Origin of the sequence: Sorangium sp. So ce1335 (assembly GCF_051521615.1) — a bacterium.
GTDB lineage: Bacteria > Myxococcota_A > Polyangia > Polyangiales > Polyangiaceae > Sorangium.
In genome coordinates this window covers 12,848,748-12,867,405 of sequence record NZ_CP150363.1, presented here as the reverse complement: position 1 = coordinate 12,867,405, position 18,658 = coordinate 12,848,748, and the positions used below count along the sequence as shown (strand labels likewise).

The following is an 18,658-nucleotide window of genomic DNA, read 5'->3' as shown; positions in this document are numbered from 1 at the left end:
ACGAGAAAGTCGCTGGCGCATGAGTTCCTCCGTTCGCCGCGCGCGCGAGCTCAGCAAGAAGGATTCCATGGATATGACGAGATTTTGGACGGCGGCTGGCGCTGGGCGCGGAGCGCACCGCGCCGCGCCGCGCCGCAGGCTGGGAGTCTGGCGCCGCAGGCGGGGGAACCGGGAAGGCGTGTTCTCGGGCGTGGTACGAAGGAAGGCGCGCGCCGCGGCCGTGGGCAACGCGGCGTCCGGAGGCGCTGCGCGGGTCCCCCCTTCACCCTGGGCGGAGAGGAGGTCAAAGGCTGGACCACCTCACCGCCCACCGTGGAGCGCGCGCAGCCAGCCCGGTGTCCCGTCGCGGCGCGGCGGGTTGCCGCTGGAGGGCGCGTCAGGGCTGTGGGGCCGCGCGACGCCTGCCATCTCAATATACGATGCGCACGAACGGCGTCGCGAGGAGCGCACACCACACCGTGACTCCCGCGATGTAGGCAGCCGTCGAGAGCAGCGCCAGATATCCACCAAGGCCCCGCTCGATCAGCAGTCGCTGCGCCGCCAGAACGCTCAAAGCGACACCGATCCCGCTTACCAGAACAAACATGATCTGGGGGACGCCGTGCACGGTTATCAGCCCCGCTTCCGCTCCTGTCTTCCAGCAGATCGTAGCGGCGTGGGCGATGCGTGCACCGACCATCCAGTGCTGAGCCACCGCGCCAGCGAGCAGACCAACCACCAACACGTTCCACCTGCGACGCACAACACCCACATCACTGGGAAGCATGGCTCATCCTATTTCACGGTCAGATCGCCGAACTTCTTAATTTTTTCATTCGACCAGAACTTGTACCAAGGCCCCCCCTGATCAGTCACCACGTCCGTTTTCGTTTCATGGATAAGCTTGACGAGTTCATTATATTTCTTCCGGTCCTTGCATGCGATGCACCCGATCGTGTTCCCAGGTCCATGCAACCTGAACTCGCCACGTCCCGTTGGCTCATGAACATCATCGCGAGGCTTCGTATCCACAGCATCGAGACGGAACCAATCCGGTTTCCCACCGCGCTCGAGGATCTCCCAGTTGCCCTTTGGAATAGGATCGCCATATGGCTTCCCTCCCGATTCAACCTCAACAGTAATCGACTTCTTTGTGTCTCTGTCGGTTACCGTAAGAGTTCCTGCTGCCGTGTCGTACACCGCATCCACAAGAAGCCCGGTGGGATCAACGAACCGCAGCGGATTGTTCCACGTATATGTGTACAGGGCCATGTTCTTCGGGTGGAGCACGGAATGAGACGTTTCTCCGTGACCGCCGGTCATTTGAGTTCCAGAACGCTCGCAGCCTGTCGTTCGAGGATTGCACTCTCGCCGCCCTTTCGTGGGTAACATGCTCCGGAGCCATGGGCTACCAGCGATGGCGTCGCCTGCTTTAGAACGGTCCATATTCGAGATGCGTCGCAGTGACGTCGCATTGGCGTTGCTTATATACACATCAAGAATCGGATCCGGGCTCAGCCACTGGCTCTGGCGCCCATCGTAGTACCGCGCTCCGAAATAGTAGAGCCCGGTTCCGACATCGAGCTCCTTGCCGCTGAACGTGTAGCGGCGCGCCAGCTCGTAGCGAGAGTCGGTCTCATCCCGCCAGAGCTCGCCGCTCGGGAAGTACTCGTTGTGCTGGATGAGCGTCTGCTCTTCGCTGCTCGAGTACTGCGTGCTACTGAGGTGGTCGGTGTGGAAGTACAGCGTCGGCGGGTAGTTCAGCCAGGCGCTGTCCATCTTGGACGCGAGCTGCTTCCCCCCCGCGTACACGTGCTTGGTGAGGTAGCGGCCGTCGCGGATCGTGAGATCCTGGCTGATGTACGCCGTCTCCTCCTGGCCCACGACGTCGTGCTTCGAGATCGCGCGCTGCCCCTCGCCGTCGTAGAGATTCCTCGATCGGGTCTGGTTGAAGAGCTTGATCTCACTCGCGAGGTTCTCTTCGTTCCAGATGATCTCGCGGGTGGCGTCGCGAAAGGTCCACATCCGCTGATTGCCGCTCTCGTCGTACTGGTAACCGCGATCGTAGCGCCGCGACTCCGCGTGGAGCAGCTCGGAGGTATTCGTGACGGCGTGAGGCCGGGGCCCTGCGTAGGTGTAGTTCGCGTCGTACGTCTGCTCGGGGATGACTTGATCGATCCGCCACCCGTCAGCTTCGCCATCCTGTTCATCGAGCTCGGAAGTGTCTGGCACCTGCCGCAGGCTCCGGTTCGTCTTCCTGATGATATTGTGGATGTCGTCGTACTCGAACGCCTGCGTGTAGCGATACCTCTCATGGGACCTGGCCTGCACCACGCCGGTCGCCAGCGTCAGCCGGTCCAGCGCGTCGTACTGGTACGTGTGCTTCAGGTTGCCCACGAGCACGCTGCCATTCATCTGGGGGTCGAGCTCCGCGTCGTTCCGCAGCTCGGTCACGTTCCCGGCTTCGTCGTACGTGTAGGCGAGCCGCTGGAACGGCCTCGCCGGCTTGTTCTGCTGGCGCAGGAACGGGTCGCGATGGTCCGCGTTGACGTTGGCGAGCCTCCGCGAGCGCGGCTTGTACTGGTACGTCGTCTCGATGAAGTTGCCGGCGATGAGCCGGACTTTCTGCCCGAATTCGTCGTAGCCGATGTGCGCCAGATAGATCGTGTTCGGTGACTCGTCGGGGTGCTGCTCGTTGATCTGCGTGTTCAGCCCGAGGATGCTCTTCAGGTTGCCTCCGGCGTCGTAGCTGTAGCTGAGCACCTCGCGGCTCGGATCGCCGAGCGGCATCTGGTCGGGGTTGGTCCCGACCCGCAGGTCCGGGAAGAGAATGCGCAGCACCCGTCCGAACGAGTCGAACCGATGCTCGACCTGGTAACGGTAGGGACCGCGGTGCGGCTCCCGCAGCCGCGGGAACGTCACCTGGAGCTGGACCCTGTTGCCGTACCGATCGTAGCGAAAGGTGCGCTCGCCGGCCTCGCTGGTCTCCGTCATGACGCGGCCGGCGACATTCCCATTCTCGTCGCCCGCGAGTTCCGGACCACCGTAGGTGTAGACCCGCGGCGTGCTCGTCGGATAGGTGACCTGCCGCAGGCGATTGAAGTCGTACTCGTAGATGATGCGCTGCGACGACGCCCGCAGCTTCGCGGTCTGCTTCTCCCGCAGGTTGCCGACCAGATCGTACTCCCACTCGATGAGCCCGGCGTCGGGGCTGTTCAGGCTCACCATGCGTCCGAGCGTGTCGAACGTCGCGGTCGTGACGTTGCCACGAGCGTCCTCGACCTCGACCAGGTCGCCCACGGGGTTGTAGCGATACTGGGTGACGATCGGCGTGCCGTCCGCCGGGTTCGCGCGCTCGATCGTCTCGACGACGCGATCCATGACGTCACGGTGCTGGATGGTCATCCGGTTGCCGGGCTCCGTTACCGTGGTGCGGAAGCGCAGGGCTCCCTCATGATCCAGTCCGAAACCGTAGGTCATCTCGGTCTCGACGAAGCTCAGCTCGATGTCCTCCAGATCCGCGGGCGTCGTCATCCTGGTCACGCGCCCGAGGGCGTCGTACTGCCACGTCGTGGAGAGGGCGACCGAGTTGGGCTCGATCTCCGGCACGTCCACCAAGGCGGTGGCGGCCGCCGTGCTGAAGATGGGCTGGCCCTGCGCCTTCGGGCGCCCACGTTCGTCGAACTCGATATGGCCGCTGACGGTCATCCCGACCTCGGTGTGGTCGCCGAAGTCCTTCTCGAGATCCTTCTTCGTCTGGATGACGCGATCGAAGCCGTCTATGAAGGTGACCGTCTCGACGTAGTCGTGCTGATGGGGCGGGAGTGTGGGCGCGTTGCGGACGACGTCCTTGTGGCCCATGATCGCCCAGAACGGCGCGGCAGGAGCCCCCGGCTGCAGCCCATACACGGCGCGCAGCATGGGAGCCACATCCTCCTGTGCGGCGGGATCCGCCACGAAATCGTTCGGCCCCCACACGGCGACCAGGCGCCCGAAGCCGTCGTAGCTGTACCTCGTCCGGTGACCGTTCAGGTCGGTCGTGGTGTAGACGGTGCCGAACAGGTAGTTCGGGGTGCTCGTCGACGTGTAGCCGAAGGAGTCGGTGATGCTCGTCCGGTAGATCCCCGTCTCGTCGTATTCGTAGGTGAGCTCGTACGCGTTTGGATCGATCACCTTGTGGATGTTGCCGAACTCGTCCCGCTCGATCGTGACCGTGCCCGCGGCGTCGTTGTACGTCGCGCTGGAGCCCGGAATGCCGCCTCCGGTGATGTGGTGGCTGAACGTCTCGAGCACGCCCGTCGTGGGGTGATAGGTGGCCCGCCGGTCACGCAGCACGGCGCCCGACGCGCTTCCGCTGCGCGCCACCACCCTGTCCGGCCGCGCGAGGTACAGCTCGTCGGGGCTCGAGTAGCTGAAGCCGCGCGTGTCGTACTCGACCTTGTAGAACAGGTCGTCCGCGGCGCCCTCGTCGGCGCTCAGGAAGAGCGTATCGAGGCCGCCGTGGTCGAAGTTCCAGGTTCGCTGCTCCGCCGTGGATTTCTGCGCCGTCGCCTCTCCCTCGAACCACTCCGTCGTGCGGTGCGTCTCCGCGGGGAAGAACGAGCCGACGATGGGATCCGGCTTGTCCTGCACGCTCGCCCCGCCGGGCGTCGGGTCTTCGTACGTGAACGTCTGGCGCGTGTAGGGGACGAGCTCGCCGCTCGCCGAGAAGCCGCGCTCGATCGCCTGGTGGACCAGCCCACGACGGTAGTAATCCTGATTGTAGTAGTGCGTCTCGATCTGCGAGCCGTCGCCCGAGCCGTCCACCCACTCGCCCTCGCTGTCCTTCACGCCGCGCGTCATGGTGACGATCGACGAGCCGTAGTCCTCGCGCTCGACGCGATCGTACTTGCCCGTCTGCGCGCGGGCGGCTCCGCCCGCCGGCGTCGTGTAGTCCAGGGTCTGACCGAGGATCTGGCCACGGCCGTCCATCGAGACGACCGAGACGAGGGCGTAGCTGTTGCCCGGCAGGTCGACGCTCGGCTCGGCCTCGTCGCCGACCTCGTTGCCGTAACGCTCGTACTCGAGCTCGAACCTGCCGTCGAAGGGGCGATTGACGGCCGTGAGGAGGTTGGCCCTCCCGAGCTGGTTCAGCTTGACCCAGACATCGGCCTGGCCGTCGACCTTGGCGACGTGATCGACCAGCCCGTCGCCGTTCACGTCGCGCCAGGCCACGTCGCTGCCGCCTGCCGTGTCGTTGTAGAAACCGTAGACGCTCCCGCAGACGAAGAAGTAACAGATCTCGGCATCGAACGTCGCGCTGTAGTCGCGCGAGCTGGAGACGGTCAGCGCCTCTTGCTTGCGCTTGTTGGCGTCGAAGGTCTCCAGAATCTTCGAGCCGACGGTGGCGAACTCATCCTCCACGTGGTTCGGCCATGGCGGGAGCTCCCACGGCTGCTCCGTGTCGAAGCGATCGCCCAGGTTCAGCTTGACCCGGAGCTGCGGGTCGTACGGCAGCCGGCTCACGTGATCGAGCAGGCCATCGCCGTTGACGTCGATGAAGTCCACCGCCTGCCGGTTGATGCTGTAGACGTACCCCGCGCCGACGTGCCCGCCGCCCCCGAACAGGCCCACGCTGAACGACGCGCCGACCGAGACGCCTGCGCTGAGCGAGCCGGTGTCCTCGAAGCGCGCCGCGTTCGGGCCGGTCTCGACGTCCATCACGTTGATGGAGTTCAGCACGTCCTCACGGAGGCCGATGCCGCTGGCGGCCCAGTCCGGATTCGGCCACTCGATGGGCGCCGTGAGGCCGTAGCCGGTGTTGAGGCGCACGACGGGGTTTCCGCCGGCGGGGCTGAAGGATACGCGGTCCGGCAGGCCGTCATGGTTGATGTCGAGCAGCTCCGTCTTCGCGGAGCTCACGGCGTAGTCGAGTCCGACGGAGAAGCTCGTGGACATGACCGCGCGTGTCCGGCCGCGCGTGTCCGTGTCCGGGACCGCCTGGTTCTTCTCGTCGTTGCCGCCGAGCGCCATGCTCGCCTTGAAGCGCATGCTCTCCTGGTCGACCTCGCGGAACTCGTCGAAGTCGACCGCGCGCTTCGAGGTGAAGCCGTCGCCGGTGTTGAACAGGACGCCGTTGCGCGTCACCAGGTCGGGCAGGCTGTCCCCGTTCATGTCGAGGAAGTCGACCTCACCCGTGGTGTCGGCCGCGCCGATCCCCACGCTCGCCACGCCGAAGGCGTTGGCGTCCAGGCCGTAGCTCCACGTATCGGACAGCCGCAGCGCCTCGATGCCCGCGCTCCCCGAGAAGCCGCGGCCGGCCTTCGTGCGCCCGGGCGAGAACAGGCCGCGCCCCACGAAGCTGTTCTGACCGCGCGTGCTGTACACGGGGCCTGCGCCGCCGCGCAGCCCCCCCGCGCGGGAGATGGTCGCGAAGAAGAAGGGCGACGTGTCGCTGCTCACGTTCGCATGCTGGATCGCGGACTCGCTGAAGGTCTGGTCGCCGCGATGATCCCCGAACGACCACCGGTGGTATCCGCCCGCCATCATGTCGTGCGTGGGCGCCGGCGCCCCGGTGTCTCCGAAGCTCGGATCCAGCCGGCGGACGTTGACGGGCGCGAGGTCCCCTCCGGTCGAGGGATCCCAGTACACCTGGCCATCACCGGGCGTCGCGCCGACGCGCGTGAGGGGCGACCTGGAGATCAGGGTGAAGTAGATGGGCTCGCCCGGGGTGATGCCGACCGGAGCGGCGAGCGCGGCGGGGCCCGTCGCCGTTGGGCCGAGGCACGCCTTCGAGAAGAGCTTGTTGACGCCCTGCACGAGGGCGCACACCGGGTGGCTCGTGATGCCCTTCATGAAGGTGCCCGCGCTGGTCGAGCTCTCCGCCGTCACCGGCGTCGTCGGCGCGCCGGCCTGCCACATGAAGACGGCGACGTTCACCTCCGGCTGGTGCAGGATGAAGCTCAGCGGCACCGGATCTTCCGGCGTCGGATCGTTCGCGATCTCGCAGACGGTCGTCTCCGGATCTTCCTCGGAGGGACCGCACCCGAGCACGTCCCCCTCCACGTAGACCTCGGCTTCCGGGTCGGGCCGGCTGTAGCGCGTGTACTCGACGATGGGCTCCCAGCCCACCCGCTCGGGATCCACGGGCGAATCTGACTTCAGCTCGAAGTAGAGCAAGTCGCCCGTCTCGACGCGGATGCCGGTCGCATTGACCTGATACGTCCCCTCGAAGCTGGCGGCCAGGGGGGTGTGCGCCACGCGCACTGCGGCATCCCACGTGGTCGCAGTGGACGGGACCTTGTAGACGTTGAGCTCGACGTCGTCGGAGGTCGAGCGCTTGATCGACTCTCCGGATACGCTGACCACGCCCGGCGCGTTCGGGATCCAGGGCCGCTTCGGCATGCCCACGAGGCGGAAATCGTCGGCCAGCGACGTGCGGTAGACGAACGCGCCGTACACCTCGCGGTCGTCGACGCGGCCGGAGGGAATGCCCTGGTACGCGATCTCGGGAGACCAATGCACGAGGTCCTTGCGCGGGTCGTCGACGGAGCTCACGCGGAAGTAGAGGTCGTCCCCGACGCTCAACGCCTCCTGGAGCGGCGTGGAGCCGTTGCAGGTGTTGCCCGCGGTGGGCACACACGGCGCCAGATCGTCCCCGGCGAACGTCCGGGTCCAGATCGGGGGGAGCGCGTCGTTCTTGAGGATGGAGACGGTGACCCCGTCGCCGCCCGCCGCGTCCTTCTGGATGGCGCCGCCGATCTGCACCGTGCCGGCGAACGGCGCCTTCCAGCGCGCCAGCGGGTCGACGAGGAAGAAGCTGCTCTTCTGGTTCTCCAGGCGATCCGCGTTCGCGAACGCGATCATCGACTCGTCGTACGCGCCGAACGTCTCCTCGCCTCCGAAGCGGTCCTTCGCGCCGCTGCGGAACTTGATGGCACCGTCGCTCACCCACACCTGATCGACGAAGCCGTCGCCGTTGATGTCGGAGAGGATGTGGCGATCCTCGGCTTCCGTGTGGGCGAGGCTGCCGCCGAGGCCGAGAGCGCCGCCGAGCACGGAGAGCCCCGCCCCGGCCGTCCAGCCGCCGGTGCTCGTGTAGCCGAGTGAGTTCTCTACGACGCCAGGGATGCTCTTGTAGCTCAGGTGATCGAAGGAGGGCAGGAGGCGCGGCGCCGTGTTGACGCTGCTGCTCGCGCCGGTGAGGAAGTCGAGCATGCCGTCGCCGCTGACATCCAGGGGCGAGCGGCGCACGCGGTTGTGCCCGCTGGAGCCGCCTAGGCTCGCGCTCGCGGAGATGACCGGAGATTTGAATCCGATGCCGCCGCCGCCGCCGAAGCTTGAGCCCTTCGTCCGGGAGAGCCCGAACTCCGTGCGCAGACCCGAGCCCGACTTCAGCGTTCCCCAGACCTCAGGCTCGGCGAAGGGCGTATCGGGCAGCTGCTCGTACTCGAAATCGTGCTTGTACAGCTCGGTGCCGTCGGTGCCGAGCAAGCCGACCTCCTCGAGCAGCGTCTTCTGGAAGGCGCCGACCGTGTAGCGGAAGTCATAGCTGCGGATGATCGTGTCGCCGAAGGCGACCTCGACGCTCTCCAGGCGGCGCGACGTCTTGATCGGGAAGCCGGCCCGCGCGTCGACGGTGCGGTCGGGCCGCGTATCGGCGGCGTCGAGCACGAAGCTCACGTTGTAGGTCCCGTCGCAGTCGACCTCGTCCGCCGACGTGATGGCGCCGTAGCAGATCTTCTTCGGATAGATCTGCGGCATTATGACACCGGACATCGTCTGCTCGTCGTGGAAGTACTTGAACACGATCCGATTCCCGAACCGGTCCTCGGTGTACTCCAGGTTCCATTTGAAGATGCGGCTGGCGTCGTTGGGATCGGCGAGCCGCGCGTTCGCGGTCTTGCCGTAGACCGACTTCACCCCGTTCTTGTCGGTCACCTCCCAGTAGAAGATGCCCGGCTCGCCCGTGGGCAGCCGGAGGATGCGCTGGAACGCGCCCTCGATGCGGCGCAGGTAACGCATGCCGCCCGCGGCCGGACCGACGGCGGTCAGCTGGGCGCCGTCGAGCGCGTAGCGCACCGAGCCCGCGACAGAGCCCGGGTGATCATTCTGGATCTTGGTACCATCGTAGTCCGGGACGCCGAAGCGCGTGTCGTGCTGGATGCTCGAGATCTTGACGTCCCAGCCGACGCCGAGCCAGCCGCTGCCGCTGCCGCTCGAGTACGTGAGCGCCAGATCGGGGTCCAGGCCGTTGCGGCCCGGCGGCACGCGCAGCGGATAGCCCAGGTTTGCCGTGCGCTGCGGGTTCGCGCCCGGCGGATCGATCAGGTCCACGCCGGCCGAGGGGCTGCCGAGCTCGATGCCGTTCATCTCCTCGGGCAACGTGTTCTTGGGCCCCGGCGCGTCCGGCGCCGGGAGCGTGGCGTTCATGAACTCGGTGAAGTGGTCGGTCTCGCTCACCATCACGCCGCCGCTGGCGTCCGCCACCTTGGGGATCGCGCGCCACAGGGCGACGGCCTCGTCGAAGTAGAGGGTCGAGATGCTGGGCATCGTCGCCGCAGGCGGCATGCCTTCCCGGTCGAACGGCAGCGTGAGCCGCACGGGCCGCTTGAAGCGCAGCCCCGCCGGGCCGAAGCGGAAGCTGCCGCTGCCCGGCACCACGTTGACGAGCCCGCGCCCGGGGGGCGAGGCCTGGTCGCGCGTCAGGGGTCGAATCGTGATGCGCACCGGCTCCGAGACCGCCCCCGCCGGGATCTCGAGCGTCGCGCCGGCGTAGTGCAGTGTCTTCGCCTCACCGGGCGTGACCCACTCGCCATAGGGCGCGCCCACGTCGGGCGTGACGCCGGCGGGCGCGGCCGCGAGCGCGCTCTTGTCCAGGCACGGGCCGAGCTCGACCTGGCGGGCGACGGTCGAGCCATCGGCCAGGGTGGCGCGCAGCTGAACGGACCACGCGGCCCCTCCCCCCGCCTGGGGCACGCTGAGCTCGAAGGCCCCGTCGCCGCCCAGCTCTGCGGGCGTGAGGGCGCGGCCATCGACGCTGACGCCCGTCACCGCGGCGCCCGCGCCGTGCACGAAGCCCCGGACGTAGGCTCGCCCCTGCTCGCACTCGCCGTGCAGCGGGTAGGCAATGCGGAGCTCCGGACGCGCTTGCGCCGGCGAGGCGCTCGCGGCCACGCGCAGATCGCCGATGGTCGACAATGGCTCCTTGGCGTCGTGGAGCGAGAAGCGAACCGCGTCAAGCGTTCCGAACACGCCCGCCGCGTCCCACTGGTGCCAGCCCGACGAGAGGCCTCGAAGCGGAATCTCGAGGCGCTCCTTCCCTCCTCCGGCGATGGCGACCAGCTTGCCGTCCGACGGCTCGATCAGGCGGAAGCCGAGCGTGTGGGGGGCCGAGGGCTCAGCGAAGGAGGCCGATCCGAGCTGGGTCGCCTGCGCCAACGGCGGGCGACCTGCGATGCTCGACAGCTCGGCGGGGGAGACCGCAGCGTAGCTGCCGCCGTGCGGGATGCCGATCACGCGCACGTGGCTCACGCGGTACGTCGACACGGAGCCGTGCTCGACGGAGCTGCGCGGCGCCCCGAACGCCACCTGATTCACGCCCTGCTTGAGCCACGCGGGGTTGATTTCCTCGACCTGTAGGCCGGACTTGGCGCTCGCCAGCGGGAGCGCCGCCGACGCGCGCTCGGCCGCGCCGTTGATGCTGCGCGGTACGCCACTCCAGTGCGAGACGCCCTCGAGCTCGTACACCAGAAACGCGCGCGACAGCGACCGCGGTGCGGCGAACACGTCGACCTGGAAGGTCTGAGCGCCTCCCCCGGCCTCACGCACGCGCGCCGTGGCACGATCCGAGGAGAAGACGAGCGCTCCCGGGAAGCCGTTGCTCGTCACGCGGTCGGCCCACTGCGCTTCCGGCAGCACGCCCACCGGATCGCGAGCGCCCCAGAACGCGAGCTCCGCCAGACCGGACTCGTCCCCGGGGAGCCATTCGATGACCGCCCGCTCCGCCAGGACGGGCAGCGGCATGCGCAGCGGGCCGAGGGTGCCCGACAGCTCCAGCGGGCGCCGCTCCACGCCCTCGAGGACACGCTCGCCCGCGGCGCCATCCACGGTGATGGTCAGTGCGCCGCGGGTCCGCCCGAAGCCGCTGACCTGGTGGATCCAGGTGGGCTCGGCGAAGCGGACCTCCATGCGAATCGGGGCACCCGAGGGCGAGGACAGCGTCGTCCGCGCGTCGCCGTCGAAGAGCGTCCAGGCGGCCCTCGGATCGGCGTCCGCGGGGGCGTTGAGCCACTGCGCCGAGGCCACCGCCGCGACGGTCGTCGCGTCGCCCGAATCCGGCAGCGCGGTCGCCGCACCGCGCTCCACGCTCTGTGGCGCCGCAGCGCCAGGCATACCGGTCCTCGCGGACTCGATCTCGCGCAGCGCCTCGTCGAGCGGGAGGCTGGGCTCCGCCGCGCTCGCCCTCGCGCTCTGCGCTCGGGACGACGTCGCGGCCAGCGCCGCGAGCGGCTCAGCGAGCCCCAGCACCTGGATTAAGACGAGACAGGTCGCCCGAGCCCCAGTGGATCGACCGATGACGTTCATCATAGTCCTTTTCTCACAGTCCGCCGTGCCAGGTGCAGGCCTGGAACTCTTCTCGCGCGGTGGTGATGGCCTGCCGGCACACGTGCGCCAGCGCTTGCTTCTTGAAGGGGCTGTCGGCCATCGTCTTCCACGAGGTCCGCTGGCGGCGGATGCCGTTCTGCTGCTGGGTGAACTGGTGTGACGGCAACGTCGCCTGCATGCACAGCTCGTATTGATCGAGGTAGCTGTCGCACTCCGTGACGCCGGTGCTGCCATCGTTGGACGTCAGCCGGTCCGACGATCGGCCGGCGCCCAGCAAAGCGCCGTCGTCACAGGCGACGAGCAGCAGGAAGATCGCGCCCAACCAGCGGGCGCTCCGCAGCGGCGAACCCGAGAGCCCCCCGGAGCCCGCCATGGTGAGCCGAACCTGCGGCAGCGCGCATCTCGCCGCCGCACTGCGCCCCTGGGCGCACCTGCCATGTTGGTGCATGCTTCTTCCTTCGTCGCTCGTCCAGGTCGTGGACTCACACCGAGAGCCAACAGAGTTTTAACGGACGCGATGCACTCTCTCGCGTCCCGATGTCGCAAGAGTCTCCAGGCGAAGTGGCCTACCGCCCTGAAACCATGGTCGCGCATGCAAGCACCACCACAGGCAGACCGTCCAGACCAATTTGCGCGGAAAGCAAGATTGGGTCGGCTGCTTCAAGACTCCGCCACGTTCACCCGCAGATGAAGCTGCGGGTGGCGTCTGCGGGGCGCCGACGCGCACGAATGGAGTGGGGAACGGGGACGGGGGCACCTGCGGCGGCGAGGACTGCGCGCTTCCATGCGGGGAGCAGCGATGTGCTCTCCCCGCGGAGAACGCTTCCGGTTCAGACCGGCGCGTCGTCGCCTTCTAGCAGATCCTCCTCCGCTGGCGGCGCACCGCCGGTTGCGCCGCCAGGGGTGCCATCGCTCGGCGCGCCGGTCACCTTCTTCCTGGTGCGCCGGCTGAAGAGCCGCCGCGTCGCGATCGGCACGAGGCGCGGGATGGCCGGATCCTGCTCGTTGGCGCGCTCGAACACCCGCACGATCTGCTCGAGGAGGATCAGGTTGATGCCGTCGGCCCTGTCGAGGTCGCCGGCCGTGACCTTCTGGCCCGCGGGCCGCGCGGCCGCGGTCTTCGCCGCCTGGGCGACCTCCCTGGCGGTCTCCTCGAGGCGCTCGACGTAGTCCTGGTCGAGCCGCATCAGCCTGGCGCGCACGGCGAGGGGGCCCTTCTTCTGCGCGAGGTAGCGCTTGCCGAGCGCGGCGAGCTGGGTGAGCCCTCGCGCGAGCGCGGCCGGGTCCTCCGCGGTGCCGACCGCCTGTGCGAGCCCTTCGCGCGCCTCCTTGCCCGAGCCGCCGACGCCCCGCAGGACCTCGTAGGCCTGGTCGCGCAGGAGCAGGGCGCGCGAGAGCGTCTCGCGCAGCGCAGCGTCCTTTGTGGCGCGGGTGGCGTCCCTCTTCTGGCCGGCGCTCTCGTGCGCGTCGAGCAGCCGCTCCAGCGCGAGCGCCTGCTCGACGGCGAGCGCGAGCAGCTCCGGGGAGAAGCCGCGCAGCTTCTCGCGCTTGTCCTTCGACGCGCTCGACCAGCACGCGTGCGCCGTCGCGTAGAGGCGGCGCACGTCGGTCAGGACGCGCGAGGAGGCGATCTGCCGCCCTCGCTCGACGAGCTGGGATTCGCTCGTGCCGTCGAGCAAGGCCTCGAGGAGCCCCGGCTCCGGCTTGCCGAGCCGGTCGGCGAGGGATTCGAGCGTGGGGAGGTTGTCGTCGGTCTCTTCGATAGGAGAGGTAGGTCTGGCCATCAGCGCAGGCTAGGCGCGCCCGCAATGGCAGATCGAGTGGGTGGCAAGTTTTGGCCATGGCGCCGGCGAGCGCGGGCGGACGCTGGTCGGTGGCTCACGACGGCGCGGCGCTCGGCGGGCGAGACGGAGCGCACGGCCCCGCCGGCGTTGCGGCGGAGGGCGTCGTCATGCCGCGAGGGAGCCATCGGCATCCGGCCCGGAGCCATCGGCATCCGGCCCGGAGCCATCGGCATCCGGCCCGGAGCCATCGGCATCCGGCCCGGAGCCATCGGCATCCGCGCTGACCCCTGTCGTCATCCGGCCGGAGGGCGTCGGCACCCGGCCGAGCGGCGTCGGCATCCCGCCCGCAGCCGTCGTCATCCGGCGAGCAGCCCGTCGTCATCCGGCGAGCAACCCGCCGTCATCCGGCCGGGACCCGTCGTCATCCGGCGAGCAACCCGTCGTCATCCGGCGACGAGCCCGTCGTCATCCGGCCGGGAGCCGTCGTTCCACGCGATCGGGGCGTCGTCCTCCGGCTCCGATTCTGTCGAGGCCGCCGTCAGCGGTAGGCGCCGCCGAACCCCATCTCGTGCTCTATCTTGACCAGCTTGTTGTAGATGCCGATCACGAGCAGCGATGGCACCCACTGGCCGACGAAGTTCGCTATCTGCTTCTTGCCGGCGAGCATGAAGCCGGCCGAGAGCACCATGGATCCGATCGCCAGCCCGAGATAAGCGCCGGACGGAACCTTGCCGGTCTTCTCCTCGATCTTCGTGGTGACCTTGCCCTCTTCCTTCTGCATGATCGGTTGGGTCGTCGTCGTCGTCATCGTCGATCTCCTTCGGCGGCGCCTGGCCGGCGCTGCGCTTGCCGTCGCGAGCTCCGGCGCTGCGCTTGCCGTCGCGGGCCGGTGCGATGACCGGGCCAGAACAGAGGGCATCCGGACGGGAACAATCCGCGCACCGGCGGCCGGGCGCTCGGATCCGCGCGGTGGTCCGCGCCGTCCTCGGATCCGCGCCGTCAGACCCGCGCCGTCACCGCGCGCAGGAGCTGCCGTTGCGCCGCCGCGAACACGGCGAGCACCGGCAGGCTCAGGAGGACGTTGCCGGCCATGACGACGTGCCAGCGGACCCCCGTCCCCTGCTCCCGCAGGAGGGCAATCGCGAGCGGCAGCGTGCGCACGTCATCGTCGGTGGTCATGACGAGCGGCCAGAAGTAATCGTTGTAGTGAAAGACGAAGCTGAACAGGAACAGCGCCGAGAGCGTCGGCCGCAGCATCGGGCCGAGGATCAGGTAGATGATCCTGAGCTCGCCCGCCCCATCCATCCTCGCCGCCTCGATGATCTCGTCCGGGACCGAGAGGAGCGCCTGGCGCACAAGGAACGTCCCGAGCGCGCTGACCCCGAACGGCAAGATCAGCGCGGCGAACGTGTTCACGAGGCCGACCGAGCCGAGCATCGTGAACACCGGGACGAACGTCACCTGCGCCGGGATGAGAAGGCACGAGAGCACGAGGACGAACGCCACGCTCCGCCCGGTGAACCGGAGCTTCGCGAGGGCATAGCCGGCCGGCAGCGCCAGCGCGATCTGCAAGAGCGCGATCGCCGTCGCCATGAACACGGTGTTGGCGAAATACCGCATCACCGGCACCGCCTGGAGCACCTCGCTGTAAGCGCCGAGCTGGAACGCCTGCGGCAGCGGGTAGGCCGGGGCGCGGGTGATCTCGGGCAGCGTCTTCAGCGAGGTGACCGTCATCCACGCGTACGGACCGAGCCACGCGAAAGCCACAAGGACGAGCACGACATCCGACACGAGGCGCCGCGGCGACCGCCCCGCGCGCCCCGCACCGCCGCTCTGCCCCGCGCGCCCCGCACCGCCGCGCTGCCCCGCGCGCCCAGCGCCGCCGCGCTGCCCCGCGGTCACGACGGCCGCCTCCCCTCGCGCGGCGCGCCGGCGCGGAGCGCCCGGAGCTGAAGCACCGTCAGCACCAGCAAGAACCCGAAGAAGATCACGATCATGGCGCTCGCCCGGCCGACCCGCAGGTTCACGAAGACGTGCTCGTAGATGGCGTAGACGAACAGGGTCGTCGCCTTGACGGGCCCGCCCTGGGTCATGACGCGGACAACATCGAACGCCTGGAAGGACAGGATGAGGCTCGTCGTCGCGACGAACGCGGCGCTCGGGCGGAGCAGCGGCCAGGTCACGTGGCGGAACCGCCGCCACGGGCCGGCCCCGTCGAGCGCCGCCGCCTCGTGCAGCGCGCGGGGGATGTCCTGGAGCCCGGCCAGGAAGATGACCATCGCGTACCCGGTGATCTTCCAGACGCTCACCGCCGCCAGCGCGAGCAGCGCCGAGCGCGGATCGCCGAGCCAGCTCATCGTCGGCAACCCGAGCGCGCGGAGCGCCGCCGAGAGCACCCCGTCCGCGTCGAGGATCCACATCCAGAGCAGCGCCACGGCGACCCACGACACGACGTAGGCGCTGAACACGGCGCCCCGCACGAACGCGTAGACCCGCCCCGGCCGGTCGAGCGCCACCGCCAGCGCGAGCCCCAGCGAGCCGGAGAGCGTCACGACCACGGCGCTGTAGCCGAGCGTGCGGAGGAGCGTCCCGGTGAGCTCGCCGCTCGCGGCGAGGACCTCGTAGTTCCGCAGCCCCACGTACCGCGGCGGCGTGAGCAGGTCCCACGCGTACAGGCTGTTCTTCGCCGCCAGCAGGAGCGGCACGAGGAAGAACACGGCCAGGAAGGCCGCGGTCGGCAAGAGCAGCAGGTAGGGCGAGAGGGGGTGCTTCGGCTTCATCGCTCGCGCGCCGCGCGGACGGCCTCGGAGAGGGTCTCGGCGGCGTCGCGCGGGGCGAGCACCGCCTCTTCGAGCCGGGGCTGCACCGCCTCGCGCTGGACGCGGAACAGCTCCGGCGACCACGGCCACGGCGCCGCGTGCGCGAGCTGGTCGACGGCGACGCGGTCGTTCGGGTGCGCGGCGTAGTAGCCGCCCTGCGACAGCGCCTCGAGGCCGCGCCGCGAGACGGGCATGTAGCCCGTGCGCGTCGCCCAGGCGTTCGCCTGCTCCGGCTGCATCATCCAGCGGAGGAACGCGAACGCCGCCTCCTGCGCCGCCGGCGCCGCGCCCCGCGGCATCACGAACATCGTGCCGCCCGTGGGCACCGAGGCGCGCACGTCGCGCGGCAGCGGCGCCGCGCCGACCTCGAAGCGCCCCGCGCCCGCCTGGCCCGCGTTGTCCTCCAGGTAGCGGAGGAACGCCGTCGACGTCCAGATCATCGCGACCCGGCCCGCGAGGAAGTCGGTGTTCGTCACCTGCCACGCGTTGTAGTCGCGGCCCGGCGGCGGCTTCATCGTGCGGTCCTCGTGCACGAGCGCCTGCCAGAACCGGAGCGCGCGCACCCCCGCCTCCCCGCCGAGCGTCGGCGCGCCGTCCGGCCCGAAGAGGTCTCCGCCGGCCTGCCCCACGAGCGCCGCCCAGAACCACCAGTCGATCGGGCACTCGAAGCCCCACCGCCGCGTGCCGCCCCCGTCGCGCACGCAGAGCCGCGCCGCCGCGGCGCGGAGCTCGTCCCACGTCGTCGGCGGCGACAGCCCGAGCTCGCGGAACACGCCGCGGTTGTAGTAGGCGATCGGCGTCGACCGGTTGAACGGCAGGCACACGAGCGGGCGCTCGCCCCCGCCGACGAACGTGCCCGACTGCCCGAGCGCCTCGACGACGTCGAGATCGCCGCCGGGCGCGGCGGCGATGAACCGATCGAGCGGCTCGAGCGCGCCCGCCTCGGCGAGGTACGGCACCACCTCGCCGACGACGTGGGTCAGCGCGGGGGCGGCGCGCGCGGCGAGCGCGGTCCGCAGCTTGGCGAGCGCCTCGAAGTAGTCGCCCTGGTACACCGCCTCGATGCGGTAGCGGCCCTGCTCGCCGTGGAACCTGTCGATGAGCGACAGGAGCACCTCGCGGTTCTTGCCGCCGTACGCGAACCACAGCGAGGCCTCGACGCGCCCGTCCGGCGACCGCCGCGCGCAGCCGGCCGGGCCTGCCGCGGCCGCGGCGATCGACGCGGCGAGCGCCCGCAGCGCGTCGCGGCGCGACACGGACGGCGCCCGGCTCATGGCGCGGCCCCCCGGCTCATGGGCAGCGCGTCGCGGCGCGACAGGGACGGCGCCCCGCTCATGGCGCGGCCCCCCGGCTCATGGCGCGGCCTGCGGGGCGATGCGCGCGCCGGAGCCGGCGTCGAACCACAGCACGGCGCGCGGGTCGAGCCGCGCGCGCACCGCCTCCCCCGGCGCGGGTGTCGCGAAGCCGTGCGCCCGCGCCCTGAGCCGCGTCCCCCCGGCGTCGAGGTACAGGAACGTCTCGGCGCCGAGCGGCTCCGCGACGACGACGCGCGCCGCGATCTCCACCTCGTCCGCCGCCCCCCGCGCCCCCGCCTCGCCCTCCACCCGCGCCCCCGCCGCGGCCTCGGGCCCGAGCGAGACGCGCAGGTGCTCCGGCCGCACGCCCGCGATGGCCCGGTCGGGCAGCGCCACGCCCGGCGGCGCGGGCAGCGCGAGCGCCGCGCTCTCGTACAGCGCGCCGGAGCGCTCGAGCGCGATCAGGTTGATCGCCGGCGTGCCGAGGAACCCCGCCACGAACACGTTCGCCGGCGCCTCGTAGATGGCGCGCGGCGGGCCGACCTGCTGGAGCTCGCCGGCGCGGAGCACCGCGATGCGGTCGCCCATGGTCATCGCCTCGACCTGGTCGTGGGTCACGTAGACCGACGTCGTGCCGAGCCGGCGCACGAGCGCCGCGAGCTCGACCCGGAGCTCGGCGCGCAGCGCGGCGTCCAGGTTCGACAGCGGCTCGTCGAACAGGAACGCCGCCGGCGCGCGCACGATCGCGCGGCCCATGGCCACGCGCTGCCGCTCGCCGCCCGACAGCTCGCCGGGCCGCCGGTCGAGCAGGTGGCCGATGCTGAGCAGCGCCGCCGCCTCCTCGACGCGGCGCGCGCGCTCGGCCTTGCCGACCCCGCGCATCCGGAGCGGGAAGCCCATGATGTCGCGCGCGGTCATGTGCGGGTACAGCGCGTAGCCCTGGAAGACCATGGCCACGTCGCGGTCCTCCGGCGCCACGCGGCCGACGTCGCGGCCGCCGATCGACACCGTGCCGCCGTCGGGGCTGTCGAGGCCCGCGATGAGCCGCAGCGCCGTCGACTTGCCGCAGCCGGAGGGGCCGACGAGCACGAGCAGCTCGCCGTCCTCGACCTCGAGGGAAAGGCCGGCGAGCGCGGGGCGCTCGGCGTTCGGGAAGCGGCGGGTCAGGCCGCGGAGCGAGAGGGTGGCCATGGCG

10 protein-coding genes are annotated in these 18,658 nt (G+C 69.8%); all 10 read right to left on the bottom strand.

The features are described from left to right. Positions 1-409 precede the first annotated feature (409 nt). The 10 genes from WMF24_RS48010 to WMF24_RS47965 all read right to left on the bottom strand — a co-directional run bounded on the left by WMF24_RS48010 (position 410) and on the right by WMF24_RS47965 (position 18,654). Positions 410-766, bottom strand: coding sequence for a hypothetical protein (locus WMF24_RS48010; protein ID WP_437734214.1), 357 nt, complete (start codon positions 764-766; stop codon positions 410-412). An 8-nt stretch (positions 767-774) separates the two neighbouring features. Next, positions 775-11,547 (bottom strand): SpvB/TcaC N-terminal domain-containing protein, encoded by a 10,773-nt coding sequence (locus tag WMF24_RS48005; protein ID WP_437734213.1) that lies wholly within the window; start codon positions 11,545-11,547, stop codon positions 775-777. 10 nt (positions 11,548-11,557) lie between these two features. Next, positions 11,558-11,938: a hypothetical protein gene (locus WMF24_RS48000; protein ID WP_437734212.1), complete on the bottom strand. Its 381-nt coding sequence runs from the start codon at positions 11,936-11,938 to the stop codon at positions 11,558-11,560. Positions 11,939-12,395: 457 nt separating this feature from the next. Beyond that, positions 12,396-13,349, bottom strand: a complete 954-nt coding sequence (locus tag WMF24_RS47995; RefSeq protein WP_437734211.1) for a hypothetical protein — start codon at positions 13,347-13,349, stop codon at positions 12,396-12,398. Positions 13,350-13,514: 165 nt separating this feature from the next. Beyond that, positions 13,515-13,709 (bottom strand): hypothetical protein, encoded by a 195-nt coding sequence (locus WMF24_RS47990; protein ID WP_437734210.1) that lies wholly within the window; start codon positions 13,707-13,709, stop codon positions 13,515-13,517. A 178-nt stretch (positions 13,710-13,887) separates the two neighbouring features. Next, positions 13,888-14,157: a hypothetical protein gene (locus WMF24_RS47985; RefSeq protein ID WP_437734209.1), complete on the bottom strand. Its 270-nt coding sequence runs from the start codon at positions 14,155-14,157 to the stop codon at positions 13,888-13,890. Positions 14,158-14,348: 191 nt separating this feature from the next. After that, complete coding sequence (locus tag WMF24_RS47980) at positions 14,349-15,251, bottom strand: carbohydrate ABC transporter permease (RefSeq protein ID WP_437734208.1); 903 nt, start codon at positions 15,249-15,251, stop codon at positions 14,349-14,351. Continuing rightward, positions 15,248-16,129 carry a carbohydrate ABC transporter permease gene (locus tag WMF24_RS47975; protein WP_437734207.1) on the bottom strand — a complete coding sequence of 294 codons (882 nt, stop codon included), beginning with the start codon at positions 16,127-16,129 and terminating at the stop codon, positions 15,248-15,250. Before WMF24_RS47975 ends, WMF24_RS47980 begins: the two co-directional genes overlap by 4 nt. After that, a complete protein-coding gene (locus tag WMF24_RS47970; RefSeq protein ID WP_437734206.1) occupies positions 16,126-17,442 on the bottom strand; it encodes an ABC transporter substrate-binding protein in 1,317 nt (438 codons plus the stop codon). The genes WMF24_RS47975 and WMF24_RS47970 overlap by 4 nt, the downstream gene beginning before the upstream one ends. A 78-nt stretch (positions 17,443-17,520) precedes the next feature. Continuing rightward, on the bottom strand, positions 17,521-18,654 hold the full coding sequence (locus tag WMF24_RS47965) for an ABC transporter ATP-binding protein (RefSeq protein WP_437734205.1): 1,134 nt from the start codon (positions 18,652-18,654) through the stop codon (positions 17,521-17,523). Between the last annotated feature and the right edge of the window lie 4 nt (positions 18,655-18,658).

Excerpts from the sequence above, each read along its gene's own strand:
- WMF24_RS48010 (WP_437734214.1), bottom strand. The coding sequence starts at position 766 with ATGCTTCCCAGTGATGTGGGTGTTGTGCGTCGCAGGTGGAACGTGTTG.
- WMF24_RS48005 (WP_437734213.1), bottom strand. The coding sequence starts at position 11,547 with ATGATGAACGTCATCGGTCGATCCACTGGGGCTCGGGCGACCTGTCTC.
- WMF24_RS48000 (WP_437734212.1), bottom strand. The coding sequence starts at position 11,938 with ATGGCGGGCTCCGGGGGGCTCTCGGGTTCGCCGCTGCGGAGCGCCCGC.
- WMF24_RS47995 (WP_437734211.1), bottom strand. The coding sequence starts at position 13,349 with ATGGCCAGACCTACCTCTCCTATCGAAGAGACCGACGACAACCTCCCC.
- WMF24_RS47990 (WP_437734210.1), bottom strand. The coding sequence starts at position 13,709 with ATGACGACGGCTGCGGGCGGGATGCCGACGCCGCTCGGCCGGGTGCCG.
- WMF24_RS47985 (WP_437734209.1), bottom strand. The coding sequence starts at position 14,157 with ATGACGACGACGACGACCCAACCGATCATGCAGAAGGAAGAGGGCAAG.
- WMF24_RS47975 (WP_437734207.1), bottom strand. The coding sequence starts at position 16,129 with ATGAAGCCGAAGCACCCCCTCTCGCCCTACCTGCTGCTCTTGCCGACC.
- WMF24_RS47970 (WP_437734206.1), bottom strand. The coding sequence starts at position 17,442 with ATGAGCCGGGCGCCGTCCGTGTCGCGCCGCGACGCGCTGCGGGCGCTC.
- WMF24_RS47965 (WP_437734205.1), bottom strand. The coding sequence starts at position 18,654 with ATGGCCACCCTCTCGCTCCGCGGCCTGACCCGCCGCTTCCCGAACGCC.